The sequence below is a fragment of the Sulfitobacter sp. L-8 genome (assembly GCF_056859255.1).
In genome coordinates this window covers 235,361-247,615 of the sequence record NZ_JBSXOD010000045.1, presented here as the reverse complement: position 1 = coordinate 247,615, position 12,255 = coordinate 235,361, and the positions used below count along the sequence as shown (strand labels likewise).

At 58.0% G+C, this 12,255-nt stretch carries 11 protein-coding genes; all 11 read right to left on the bottom strand.

From position 1 onward, the window contains the following. Positions 1-28: 28 nt before the first annotated feature. Positions 29-760: an SDR family NAD(P)-dependent oxidoreductase gene (locus AC13DE_RS09350; protein WP_483047649.1), complete on the bottom strand. Its 732-nt coding sequence runs from the start codon at positions 758-760 to the stop codon at positions 29-31. Next, positions 757-1,320, bottom strand: coding sequence for a DUF3833 family protein (locus tag AC13DE_RS09345; protein WP_483047648.1), 564 nt, complete (start codon positions 1,318-1,320; stop codon positions 757-759). Before AC13DE_RS09345 ends, AC13DE_RS09350 begins: the two co-directional genes overlap by 4 nt. Beyond that, complete coding sequence (locus AC13DE_RS09340; RefSeq protein WP_483047647.1) at positions 1,317-2,573, bottom strand: MFS transporter; 1,257 nt, start codon at positions 2,571-2,573, stop codon at positions 1,317-1,319. The genes AC13DE_RS09345 and AC13DE_RS09340 overlap by 4 nt, the downstream gene beginning before the upstream one ends. Beyond that, positions 2,573-3,328 (bottom strand): DUF1365 domain-containing protein, encoded by a 756-nt coding sequence (locus tag AC13DE_RS09335; protein ID WP_483047646.1) that lies wholly within the window; start codon positions 3,326-3,328, stop codon positions 2,573-2,575. The genes AC13DE_RS09340 and AC13DE_RS09335 overlap by 1 nt, the downstream gene beginning before the upstream one ends. Next, on the bottom strand, positions 3,325-4,644 hold the full coding sequence (locus AC13DE_RS09330; RefSeq protein WP_446295740.1) for an NAD(P)/FAD-dependent oxidoreductase: 1,320 nt from the start codon (positions 4,642-4,644) through the stop codon (positions 3,325-3,327). Before AC13DE_RS09330 ends, AC13DE_RS09335 begins: the two co-directional genes overlap by 4 nt. Before the next feature lie 134 nt (positions 4,645-4,778). Beyond that, entirely contained in the window at positions 4,779-6,020 is a 1,242-nt protein-coding gene (locus tag AC13DE_RS09325; RefSeq protein ID WP_446295741.1) for a DNA recombination protein RmuC, read from the bottom strand. Continuing rightward, positions 6,017-7,864: a DNA mismatch repair endonuclease MutL gene (gene mutL / locus AC13DE_RS09320; protein WP_483047645.1), complete on the bottom strand. Its 1,848-nt coding sequence runs from the start codon at positions 7,862-7,864 to the stop codon at positions 6,017-6,019. Before mutL ends, AC13DE_RS09325 begins: the two co-directional genes overlap by 4 nt. 75 nt (positions 7,865-7,939) lie before the next feature. After that, on the bottom strand, positions 7,940-9,160 hold the full coding sequence (locus AC13DE_RS09315) for a urate hydroxylase PuuD (protein WP_446314227.1): 1,221 nt from the start codon (positions 9,158-9,160) through the stop codon (positions 7,940-7,942). A gap of 107 nt (positions 9,161-9,267) precedes the next feature. Beyond that, the gene (locus tag AC13DE_RS09310) at positions 9,268-9,756 is read right to left on the bottom strand and encodes an ureidoglycolate lyase (protein WP_446314228.1); all 489 of its coding nucleotides are present in this window, start codon (positions 9,754-9,756) and stop codon (positions 9,268-9,270) included. Next, a complete protein-coding gene (locus tag AC13DE_RS09305; RefSeq protein WP_483047644.1) occupies positions 9,753-10,571 on the bottom strand; it encodes a bifunctional allantoicase/(S)-ureidoglycine aminohydrolase in 819 nt (272 codons plus the stop codon). The genes AC13DE_RS09310 and AC13DE_RS09305 overlap by 4 nt, the downstream gene beginning before the upstream one ends. Further along, on the bottom strand, positions 10,568-11,980 hold the full coding sequence (puuE, locus tag AC13DE_RS09300) for an allantoinase PuuE (RefSeq protein ID WP_483047643.1): 1,413 nt from the start codon (positions 11,978-11,980) through the stop codon (positions 10,568-10,570). Before puuE ends, AC13DE_RS09305 begins: the two co-directional genes overlap by 4 nt. Positions 11,981-12,255 lie beyond the last annotated feature (275 nt).

Below are 12,255 nucleotides of genomic sequence, written 5' to 3'. Positions count from 1 at the left end.
GGGGCGCACGCGCTGCCTCGTCCAGTGTCTAACGAAACAGGCGATAATAGATCGCATCCGGCAGGAACTGGGCAAGACGGAAAATCAGCGAGAACCAATAGGGAAAGCTTTTCTTGAACCGGTCGGTCCCCATGTGTTCGATCACTTGCTGCGCCGCCTCCTCTGGCTGCATCAAACCCGGCATCTCAAAATCATTTTTGTCCGTCAGTCGGGTTTTGACAAATCCCGGATTTATTACTTGAACCTTAACTCCGGTATTACGCAAATCTGCATACATGCACTCAGCCAGCGACATGGTGCCGGCTTTCGATGCGGTGTATCCGATGGAATTGGGCAGCCCCCGAAACCCCGTCAAGCTGGAGGTGATGACAATATGCCCGGCATCGCGTTCCACCATCGCAGGGACCACCTCGCCCAAGACGCGCACCAATCCGGTCAGGTTTACATCGATCATTTTGGTCGCGTGGTCCGCTTCCCATTTCGCAGCACCAAACGGCCAATAGACCCCGGCAAGGTAGACAAGACCGTCCACCGGGCCCACGGCACGCGCTGCTGAACGTATGCTGTCTGCGTCCTGCACATCCAGAACGCGATAAGACGCCTTGCCTGACAGCTCGGCCACGAGCGCCTTCAGCTTGCCTTCCGAGCGGGCCGAAACGATCACCTCCGCACCGCGCCGACTAATCTTGTGCGCCAGCGCTTTGCCCAAGCCATCACTGGCCCCGACCAGCCAGTACCGTTTGCCGCCCCAATCCGTCATTGTGGATCCTTCTGGCGAATGGTCGCCACAAGCTCTGCCACCTTGAAACCGAATTTACGGAATTGGCTGCGATTGATCAGCGTGCCATCGGCGGTCAAGTAAATCCAGTCGACTGTCTTGAGCAGGTGCCCGCCCACATCGTCCGGCAACCTAATCGGGTACTGCATCCGTATCGTGCCACCGGCCTGCCTGCCCTGCGCCTCGCCGGGCACATCAGGGGCAGTGGCTGTGAAATAGCCTTTTTCGCCTAGGACAATCGTCCAGATGCGATCTTGAGTGGTGTTGTCGTCATAAACGAAATGCTCTCTGACCTCGGCGGTATCGCCATCCCAGTCCACGTCAAAATCAGCAACGAAACTGCTGGTCACCCGCCCCGTCGGTCCGAAAATGACGCCTTCGCAGACCATCGCTCCGTTGAGGTGCTTTTTCATGTCTAACACCAGATAGTCGTCGGCATAGTCCTCGGGCTTTTGCGCGGGGAAATCGGCCATGTGACGTCTGGCCAAGACAATGCCGATCACAATCGCCGCACCCAGGAGTATCTGTAGTAATTCCATCATGACTCATCATCCTCATGCAGTGAGGTGCCTGCTAACACTGTCATCGCCACCCCCTTAAGAGCACATGGTAGACCGGCATACAGCCATACCAGCGTTGCAATGGCGTGGGGCGTGTTGACCAGCTCGCCGCTAACGAAGCCCGACATCTGCAAGATGGGAAGTAGCGTTACTGCGGCGAAGGCAAGGGTCAGCTTTGAGACAAACGCCCATAGGCCGAAGCCTTCGGCGGCGGATGGCGCAATCCTGCCGAGCCGCATGGCGAACATCGCCGGGAGCAAAGTCAGGTCAGCACCCAGAGCCGCGCCCGAGACAATACAAACCACTGCAAAAAGAGCGACATCCCCCGCACCAAGAAAAAAAGCACCGACAAACGCCGCAATCGCCAACGCCATTGCCGCCAACAATACGGGCTTTGCCCCAAACGCTTCGGCAAGGTATCCCCACAACGGCGCGGCAATCGCTGCGCTCAGAAAAAACACCAGCAACAGTGGTCCTGCCCATTCGGGCGATTGCAGGGTCGCTTCCACATAGAATAGGAACAAGGTCGAGGTTACCGCCACCGGTGCGGCATTCAGGAATGCGATCAGCAAAAGACGCCGCGCGACCCTGTCTTTCAAAATCGCACCAAAACCGGATCGTCTGTTGGTATCGGTCGTACGCCATTCGCCCTGCATCGCCACCGTAGCCCCAAGAGCCAACAACGCGAAGCCGATCGCAAATCCGGTAAACGGCTTGCCCATGATCGCGGCCAGAACCACCGGTGCGACCGAGGCGACACACACCCCCAAAAGCGCGCCTGTCTCACGCCACCTTGCCAACGCCAGATGGCCGCGCCCGGGAAGCCTCTCGGCCTTTGCGACCCCTTGGGCATAAAAACATATCGTCAAGAAGCTGAAAGAGGTGAACACGCCCGTCAACGTGAGCCCGAACCATACCAACGGCGGTAACGATGGTGTCATCGCAAACAGTGCAAACATGGATATCGCCATTACGGCAGACCCGGTTGCAACCGCCAGACTTCGATGATTGCGCAGGGCCTCTGCCAGCCGTCCCAGCAGCGGATCCTGAATTACATCAAGCGATCGCAGCCCGAACAGTACCATGCCCAAAGCCGACAACGACACTCCGTATTCATCGACAAAAAACTTCGGGGCGTGGATATAGATTGGCAGTCCTGCCGCTGCCAGCAATGCTGCGAACAGCGCATAGGCCGGAAGCTGTGCGGGTTGCGTATCCGATGCGACACTCGCCACTAAGAAACCTCATTTTCGGGCGGGGTCGGTGCAGGGCGATATCCCCCGCCTTTCCACCACAGTTTGACAGCCTGCCAGTGTATCAATGCCAGAACCCGGCGCGATCCAAACGGGCGACGGATCATCGATCGCAGCACCGCGGTATTTGTCAGCGGCTGCCGCCTTCCGGTAAGCGTCGCGATCAAACCGCCTGCGGTCTGGGTATAGTCGATCGAGATGCTAAGGCGGTCTTTCCGGATATCAAATCGAAATGCATACGTTCCCGCCACCGGCTGAAACGGCGATACGTGAAAAATCTTGCTGGCACCCAACTGGTCTTGGCGCGTAATCTCGCGAAGGTCGGGATGGTGGCACAAATAGCTGTGACGTTCGCCGAATGTGTTGGATACTTCCGCTATCACTACGATCAAGCCGTCATCATCGCGCCGGCACAGCCAAAAGCTGACGGGGTTGAAGACGTGACCGAACAACCGCGCTTGAGTCAAAAGTTCAATACGGACAACACCTGGAATCTGGTGCTGCGCCAGTACATCACGCACCCACGCAGCCCCTCTTCCTGCGCCTATCGGGCCACCGTGATCAATATCGTGAACTGATGTTACCCCGGCCCGGTTGCGCGCAAACAGGGCCAAAGGTTTGATGTCTGCCTCGGCGTCCAACAACACGTAATCAACCGAGTAGCGAAATGCATTTTCGACGGTGCCTTTGCGCCCATGATAGGTGGTGGCCCGAATATGATCGACAGAGGTGGTCATTCAGCGGCCATGGCGACCCTGGACTGATCGCGCATGCCCCGCACGACATCTATCGCGCTCGACAATCCGTCTTCGTGAAAACCGTGCTTCATCCACGCACCGCAGAACCATGTCTTATTGGTCCCGTTGAAACCACGCACCTGTTCCTGGGCCGCAATTGCGCCAAGATCATACACCGGGTGTCGCAATGTAACCTGATCATAGATCAGTTCTTCGCGGATCGTGCGCTTGGTATTGAGCGTCACGAAGTGCGGATCATCCATGGGGATCGGTTGCAGCGAGTTCATCCAATAAGTCAGGTCGATCCGATCCGACACGTGTTCCTTGTCCTCGGAATATATCCACGACGCCCAAGTCTTGCGACGCTTTGGCATCATGGAAGTATCGGCATGCAGCACGATATCGTTCGGCTGGTATTTCATCGCACCCAATGCAGCAGTCTCTTGGGCGCTTGGGTCAGACAGCAGGGCCAACGCGTCGTCGGAATGCGTAGCGAAAACCACCTCGTCAAAGCTTTCCCAACTTGCCCCGTCGGTTTTTATCTCGACCCCGAGGGCGGTACGACGTACCGACTGAACCGCGGCGTTGAGGCGAATATCCACACCTTTTGCCGTCAGCGAAGCGCCAAGCCGGCTCACATATTCCTGTGAGCCACCTTTGACCGTGTACCATTGGTGCTGGCCGCTGTGACTAAGCAGGGCGTGGTTTTCAAAGAAATCAATCATGGAATATGCCGGGAAATCCATAATCTTGCCCACGGGCGTGGACCAGATCGCCCCAGACAGCGGCGCAAGGTAGTAGTTGCGAAAATATTCGCCTGCACCCAGCTTTTGCAGAAAACCCCCAATGGTCAGTGACCGGTCTTGAGCGATTTTCGTGGCATTTTTGTTAAATCTCACGATGTCGCTTAGCATCCTCAGAAACTTGGGGTTAGCCAAATTGCTACGCTGGGCGAATATCGAATCCAATGTGGTAAGCGCATATTCCAGCCGCCCCCCATCAATGGACGCCCCAAAGCTCATGTTGGATTCAACGACCGGAACATCCAATTCTTTGAACAATGCGGCAAGATGAGGGTAATTCGCGTAGTTGAAGACAATGAAACCGGTGTCCACCGGTTGGTCGCCGTTCTTGCCTGCAATCCTGGTTCGGGCGTGCCCCCCCAGCCGGGCGCATGTTTCAAACAAGGTCACGTGATGGTCTTCACCCAACAGGTGGGCAGCCCCCATTCCCGAGATACCTGCGCCGATTACCGCAATTCTACGAGGTGCCGCCGACACGTGATGACGAGGCGGGTCAATAGCTTCAAAAGGCATATGGCGTGGGTATCCTGTCGGTCGCAGATGGGTTTTTATAATTATGATATACGGGTGTACATCTAGCGGAGTTGCACACAATTACAATTATCTGCAATTTTTCGAACTTTTAAGCGACGGACCGCCCCGGAATCTCAGTTCTTCTTGTCGGATCCGGTCAATGGTATGATGGGGGTCTCTTGCGGGGAGAGTTCTTCAAAATCAAAGTTGTCCAGTCGTGCCGCCCGTTTTCCCGCCCTTTCGGCAGCGGTCCCCAACCCTTCAAGATCGGCACGCGCCTGACCAAAATGCGTGTTCAGCTTGCCAACGCGCTCCACGACAAGTTCGACGTCCCGGTGCAGCATCTTCAAGGTTTTCCGGATGGCACCCGCCTGTTCGCGCATCCGAGCGTCCTTCAGGATGGCGCGCATGGTATTCAGTGTCGCCATGCAGGTTGTCGGCGACACGATCCAGACCCGCGCAGCAAAGCCCTCGCGCACCAGTTCGGGAAAATTCCCGTGCAGCTCTGCATATACGGCCTCGGACGGTAGAAACATCAATGCACCATCCGCGGTCTCCCCTTCGATGATATATTTGCTGCTGATCGCCGAGATGTGCGCCTTGACCGCCACACGCATGGCGCGCGCCGCCTCTTTGACCTCATAATCGGTTTTGGCCCGGCGCAAGGCTTCATATGCCTCCAGAGGGAACTTGCTGTCTATCACGATGGGTCCGGGCGGATGCGGCAGGTGGATCAGGCAATCGGCGCGTTTTCCGGACGATAGCGACGCCTGCATGGTATAGCTGTCACTGGGCAGTGCTTTTGACACGATATCGTGCAACTGAATTTCGCCAAATGCGCCTCGGGTCTGCTTGTTGCTCAGGATGTCTTGCAACGACAAGACGTCGCCGGACAGTTTCGTGATGTTGTCTTGCGCACGGTCAATAGCGGCCAGCCGTTCCTGAAGCTGCGTCAGACTGGTTGTCGTCTGCTTACTGGATCCATGCAGGGTCTCGCTCATCCTTTCCTGCATCTCCGTCAGGCTTCGGGCCGAGCGCGCAGCATTATCGGCGAGACGGTCTTGCATCTGTTGCTGAACGTGGGCCATGCGGGCCTCGATGCTCTGGATCATCTGGGCCTGGGCATTGGCTTGCGTATCCGAGACCGTCTGCAAGCCGCCGCGCAACTGTTCCTGCCCCATCCCAAGCTGCTGTACATGCCCGCCCAGAACCTGCATCTGCCGTGCCAGCGGTTCAGTCATCCGCGCCGAGCGTCCTGCGGCACGCACCGCCAGCACAAGCAGGATCAACACTAAAAAAATGGCCCCTGCGGTCGCCAGGATCAGAAGAACGACCGGGTCGTCCAAGGAATAGGTTTGTCCGCCGATTCCGATCATGTGCGACCGAACAATCGTTCAATGTCACTGAGCTTCAGTTCGACATAGGTCGGGCGTCCGTGATTGCACTGACCAGAATGAGGCGTCGCTTCCATCTCGCGCAGCAAGGCGTTCATTTCCTCGGCCCGCATCCGGCGACCAGACCGGATAGAGCCATGGCACGCGACCCGGCTCAGGATCGCTTCGAGGCGCGCTTGGAGTGAATTGCTTTCGTTCTGATCGGCAAGCTCATCCAGAATATCAAGGATCATCGCCTTGGCATCGACAACCCCGAGAATGGCCGGGGTTTCCCTTACGGCGATGGCGTTTCCACCAAACGGTTCGATGCCCAAACCGAAGCCTGCCATCTGGTCTGCCATCTCCAGCAGTCGCGCACAGTCCGAGGCCGAAAGATCCACGATCTCTGGGATCAGCAACGCCTGGGCTGCAACGCCGTTTTCCGACATCTGCTGTTTGAGCTTTTCATAGACCAAGCGTTCGTGCGCGGCATGTTGGTCGACGATCACCATGCCCGTCGCGGTCTGGGCGACAATATAGTTTTCGTGAACCTGGCCGCGCGCGGTTCCCAAGGGATAATCAGGGGCGTCCTGCTCGGTTGCGGTCTCGTTTTCAGTCTGTGCTTCGACCCGCGCCCACATCCCGGCGGTTTCCGCAAACCCGGGTTCCGGGGCTTGCGCCTGATAGGCCGTGCCGCGGGCCACGACGGAGGGGCGGTCCATTTGATAGACCCGCGCTGTCAATTGTTCGGGGCGCATGGCACCCAGCGTGGCATTGGCGACGGTGGTCGAAGCCCGATGCCCCGCATCGGCCAATGCGTGACGCAGGCCCGATACAATCAGGCCGCGTGCGATACCGGGATCGCGAAATCGCACTTCTGACTTCGCGGGATGTACGTTCACGTCAACAAGTGTCGGGTCGCAATCGATGAACAACGCCGCAGCCGGGTGGCGGTCGCGGCTGAGCAGGTCAAAATAGGCACCCCGCAGCGCCCCGACCAGCAACTTGTCCCGCACGGGCCGACCATTTACAAAAAGATACTGCATCACCGCCGAACCGCGCGAATAGGTGGGCAGCGCCGCAAAGCCGGTCAGGTGTAGCCCGTCGCGTTCAGCATCAACAGCCAGCGCGTTTTCCGCGAACTCGCGTCCGAGCACCTGTGCCAGCCGCCCTTGCAGGGCAGCAAACATATCGCCTTGCTCTGCATCCGCGCGAAATACCTCGCGGCCCGGGCCGTCGCCAGACACATCGCGCAGAATGAAACGGACGAAGGGCTCCGCCATCGCCAGTCGTTTGATGATATCGGCGATCGCCTGCGCCTCGGCGCGATCGGTTCGCAAAAACTTCAGTCGGGCCGGGGTGGCAAAAAACAGGTTGCGAAGCGTGACGACGGTGCCACCGTTCAAAGCCGCAGGGCGCACCGGCCCGGCCTGCCCGCCATTGATCGAAACCTCGGCCCCGTCCTGACCCGCGACACGACTGGAGATCGTCAATCGGCCGACGGCACCTAGTGAAGGCAATGCCTCACCGCGGAACCCGAAAGTATGAATGTTCAACAAGTCAGATCCGTCGATTTTTGACGTGGCATGACGTGACAGAGCTAACATCAGGTCGCTGGACGCAATGCCGCACCCATCATCCGTTACCCGGATCAGTGTTTTCCCGCCATCCGCATATTCGATGGTGACCTGTCGTGCGCCCGCATCAATGGCGTTTTCGACCAGTTCCTTGACGGCAGACGCCGGACGTTCGACCACTTCTCCGGCGGCGATACGATTGATCGCGGCTTCATCAAGCTGGCGGATGACCGGGAGTGCTTCGCTTATGTTGGGGTTTTGATATGCCATGCCGCTATACCTAGCATAGCGGCTGACGATTCTAAAAGACGGGATTATACCTATCCAGCCGCATCTTCCCGCGTGTTATTTGTTGGCAGCATTGAACCAAGCGACAATTTCAGCACGCTCTGTCGGCTCCATATGGCTAAGATTCGCCGGCGGCATCGCATTGGTGATACCTGCCTGCAGATAGATCTGCTTTGCAGCGCTGGCGATCTGATATTCGGTTTCCAACCGTATCCCCTTGGGTGCCCACAGCAACCCCTCCCACCCCGGATCTGCGGCGTGACACATGCTGCACCGTCCCGTGACGATATCCTGCACCCGCCCAAAACCGTCGGCTTGGGCGAAACGCAAAGCTGCGCCCGACGCCTGCTGAGGTTCATCGGCGCGAAACATCGGCGCGGTAGATAACCAGATAATTGCAATGAACAGCAGTGCCGTTGCCAGCCATGTCCACGTCGGATTCCCCTGACGGGCATGCACGCTGTTGAAATAGTGCCGGATCGTCACCCCCATCAGGAACACCAGTGCGGCAATCAGCCAGTTCATCTCTGACGCGAAGGCCAGTGGATAGTGGTTGCTGAGCATCAGAAAAATCACCGGCAGCGTAAGATAGTTGTTATGCGTGCTGCGCTGCTTCGCGATCTTGCCATATTTCGCGTCCGGAGTACGCCCTGCCTTGAGGTCGGCCACAACAATACGCTGGTTCGGCATGATGATGAAAAACACGTTGGCCGACATGATGCTGGCGGTGAAGGCCCCCAGGTGAAGCAACGCGGCCCGACCCGAAAAGACCGATGTATAGAAATACGCCATCCCCACCAGGATCACGTATAGAACGATCATCAGGCGCGTGTTGTCATTGCCGAACTTGCTTTTGCATATCTGGTCATAGGCTATCCACCCAAAAACCAGCGACGCCAGCGAAATCCCTATTGCCTGCCACGTCGCCAGATCCGCTATGCGCGGATCCACGAGGTAGAATTCAGCCCCCAGATAGTAAACCAAGATCAGCAGGGCGAAGCCGGATAGCCAGGTCGAATAGCTTTCCCATTTGAACCAGATCAGGTCATCAGGCATCTGCGAAGGGGCGACGAGGTACTTTTGCACGTGGTAGAACCCCCCGCCGTGCACCTGCCATTCCTCGCCGTCGGCACCCGATTGCAGATTGCGGTCACGGTGCAGCCCGAGATCAAGCGCTATGAAGTAGAATGACGACCCGATCCACGCAATCGCCGTGATGACATGCACCCACCGGACAGCGAATTCAATCCAGGTAGTAATAGCGGCCATATCATACATGAAAGGAGTTCCTTGGATCTTGCTTTGTCGTCAGTGCGGCCAAGCGAGCGCGAAAGCTGTTGAGGTCACGGTGACCGCTTGTTGCATGTGGTGTGCATCTTTTGGGTCTAACCTTTGATCACATAAGGCGGATCAAGCGGGTATTCGTCAAGGTTTGTGGTCGCGCCGATACGATCGACAACGGCGAAAAGCCCCGGTTCGGCCAAAGGCGTCAGCACGCCGTGCCATGTGCCGCGCCGGAAGTTCACCCCCTGAAAAGGGTGTGTGATAAACGCGAGCGGCGTGCCCGGCGCGCCGTTGTGATCGGGGGCGACGATGACGAGAAACGGATGACCTGTCAGCGGAAGAAACGCCTGCGATCCTTCGGGGTGACGCTCAAGCAGATCCAGCGTATAGGGAAAACTGCGGGGGCGGGCATCAAAGATGCTGATCCCGGCCTGTCCATCCTGCCCGAAATCCAGCGCGGCCAAATCATGATGGCGCCCGCACATTCCAGCGTTGATCATCCGATCCGGTTGGCCCGAGGCGTCAAGTATTTCGCCGAATGGCGCAAAGCTTTCCCTGGTCAGTGGCTGGCTATGTATGGCGCGGGTCATAGGGTCAGGGGCATGTGGCGGTTCACATCCTTGTACAGCAGATACCGAAAAGGTTCTTCGCCGGTCGCTACGCAGGCCTGTGGACAGAATGCCCGAAGCCACATGAAATCACCGGCCTCGACCGGAACCCAGTCGCGGTTAAGAAGGTAATTCGCCGTGCCCTGCAAGACATACAGGCCATGTTCCATCACATGGGTTTCGGCAAAGGGGATAAGCCCGCCGGGCTGAAAAGTGACGATATTCACGTGCATGTCGTGTCGCAGGTCGGTCGGTTCAACAAACCGCTGTGTCGCCCATGCCCCGTCAGTGTGAGGCATGGCGAGCTGCGGCACATCCTTCTCGTGAGTAACCAGTGCTGGCGGCATGTCTAGCCCCGACACCGGCGTATACCGCTTGCGTATCCAGTGGAGTTTGCAAGGCGTATCCCCTGTGGTGAAAAGCGACCAATCCGACGCGGGCGGCAAATAGGCATAGGACCCCGGCCTGAGGTCGTGTTCAGCCTCGCCAATGGTAAGCCGCGCCGTCCCGACAGCAACAAACAAAACGCCTTGGGCCGCTTCGTCGGGTTCGGGGTGCGCACTACCTCCTCCGGGTGCGATCTCTAGCGCATACTGCGAAAAGGTCTCGGCGAAGCCGGTCAAGGGCCGGGCCAGTACCCAGGCGCGGCTGTCACGCCATTCGGGTAGGAAACTTGTCACAATATCGCGCTGTACCGATGCGGGAATTACCGCATAGGCTGGCGTAAAGACTGCGGTACTTTCCGGCGAGGTCGACTGGTCCGGCAGCCCCCCGGGCGGGAAAGCGTAGCTTGTCATATCATCTCCTCCAGGCGCAGCCGGGCAATACGTTCGACCTGTTTACAGGCGGTATCGAATTCCGAAGCAGTGGCATTTGCCAGGCGTGCCTGGAAATGTTTCAAGATACCCGCTTTGTCGTGGTCTTTGACCGCGATGATGAAGGGGAACCCGTGCTTGGTGACGTAAGCGGTGTTGAGCTCCTCAAACCTGCTACGCTCGGCATCGGTCAATGCATCCAGACCCGCACTGGCTTGCTCGCTCGTGCTTTCCGCGGTGAGCCGCTTGGCGACCGCCAGCTTGCCGGCAAGGTCGGGATGCGCCCGCAACACGCCAAGGCGTTCGGCTGGGCTGGCAGACCGAAACACCCGCGATAACGCGCTATGGATACCGGCGGCACAATTATGGGCAGGCCCCAATTCCAGATCAAACGCACGTTCTGCGACCCATGCCGAATGTTCGTACACGCCACCGAAGCGGGCGACGAAATCCTCGCGGGTCATCAAGTCTGCGCGAAAGATGGATTTCGGGGGATGGGTTTCGCGCCAATGATTGGCTATTTCGATGCGTCGCGGGGTCCAGACGCCCTCGACCCGGCCGATGTATTCTATAAATCGTTTCAACGCCTGAACACGCCCCGGACGCCCGATCAGGCGGCAGTGCAGACCGACCGACATCATCTTGGCATTACCCGCCGCACCTTCCGCATAGAGAGCGTCGAAAGTATCGCACAGGTAGGTATAGAATTGGTCTCCCGAATTGAACCCTTGCGGGGTGGCAAACCGCATGTCGTTGCAATCCAACATATAGGGGATGATCAACTGGTCGCGCCCCGCGATCTGGGTCCAGTAGGGCAAATCATCGTCGTAGGTGTCGGAGATATAGTCGAACCCCCCGATTTCGGATGCCAGCGCCACCGTGTTGATTGAACTGCGCCCGGTGTACCACCCCCGGGGCGCTTCGCCTACGACTTCTCGGTGCAAACGAATGGCTTCGGTTATGTCGGCGCTCTCGGCAGCGGCGGTGTGATCTTTGTAATCAATCCATTTCAGCCCGTGACTGGCGATTTCCCAGTTGGCGGCTTTCATTGCCTCGACCTGTTCGGGCGCACGCGCCAAAGCGCTGGCAACACCATAGACGGTTACCGGAATACCCGCGCCCGTAAACAAACGGTGTAGCCGCCAAAAGCCGGCCCGTGCCCCGTAGTCATAGATCGATTCCATATTCCAGTGACGCTGGCCAGGCCAAGGGACAGCGCCTACGATTTCGGACAGAAACGCCTCGGATGCGGCGTCCCCGTGCAATATGTTATTTTCCCCGCCCTCTTCGTAGTTCAGTACGAACTGCACCGCGATCCGCGCCCCACCCGGCCATTTTGCGTCAGGCGGGGTCGGGCCATAGCCGCGAAAATCTCGGGGGTATCGTGTCATCGGGCGTCCTTTGGTTGGCACCCGGCCAGGATGTCGGCAGGGCGCAGTAGATTTCAACCATTGATGATCTGAAATGTACAGCAGGTCCGACGCGCGCAACGTTGCGCGAGTGGCCGGCAGCAAACGCAAAACATTTTTCAATCTACCGAACGACAAACCAAGGGCCGGCTTGTCCGAAACACCCGTGTCATGGCGAAAGGGAAGCAGAGCCCCAACCAGAAAGAGGTGGAAGGGACCGCTGTTCCTATGCGAACAGTCCTGTCGGCCCCTGCCCA

Bases quoted from the DNA above. Each gene is read 5' to 3' on its own strand.
- AC13DE_RS09350 (WP_483047649.1), bottom strand. From the start codon at position 760: ATGACGGATTGGGGCGGCAAACGGTACTGGCTGGTCGGGGCCAGTGAT.
- AC13DE_RS09345 (WP_483047648.1), bottom strand. From the start codon at position 1,320: ATGATGGAATTACTACAGATACTCCTGGGTGCGGCGATTGTGATCGGC.
- AC13DE_RS09335 (WP_483047646.1), bottom strand. From the start codon at position 3,328: ATGACCACCTCTGTCGATCATATTCGGGCCACCACCTATCATGGGCGC.
- AC13DE_RS09330 (WP_446295740.1), bottom strand. From the start codon at position 4,644: ATGCCTTTTGAAGCTATTGACCCGCCTCGTCATCACGTGTCGGCGGCA.
- AC13DE_RS09325 (WP_446295741.1), bottom strand. From the start codon at position 6,020: ATGATCGGAATCGGCGGACAAACCTATTCCTTGGACGACCCGGTCGTT.
- mutL (WP_483047645.1), bottom strand. From the start codon at position 7,864: ATGGCATATCAAAACCCCAACATAAGCGAAGCACTCCCGGTCATCCGC.
- AC13DE_RS09315 (WP_446314227.1), bottom strand. From the start codon at position 9,160: ATGTATGATATGGCCGCTATTACTACCTGGATTGAATTCGCTGTCCGG.
- AC13DE_RS09310 (WP_446314228.1), bottom strand. From the start codon at position 9,756: ATGACCCGCGCCATACATAGCCAGCCACTGACCAGGGAAAGCTTTGCG.
- AC13DE_RS09305 (WP_483047644.1), bottom strand. From the start codon at position 10,571: ATGACAAGCTACGCTTTCCCGCCCGGGGGGCTGCCGGACCAGTCGACC.
- puuE (WP_483047643.1), bottom strand. From the start codon at position 11,980: ATGACACGATACCCCCGAGATTTTCGCGGCTATGGCCCGACCCCGCCT.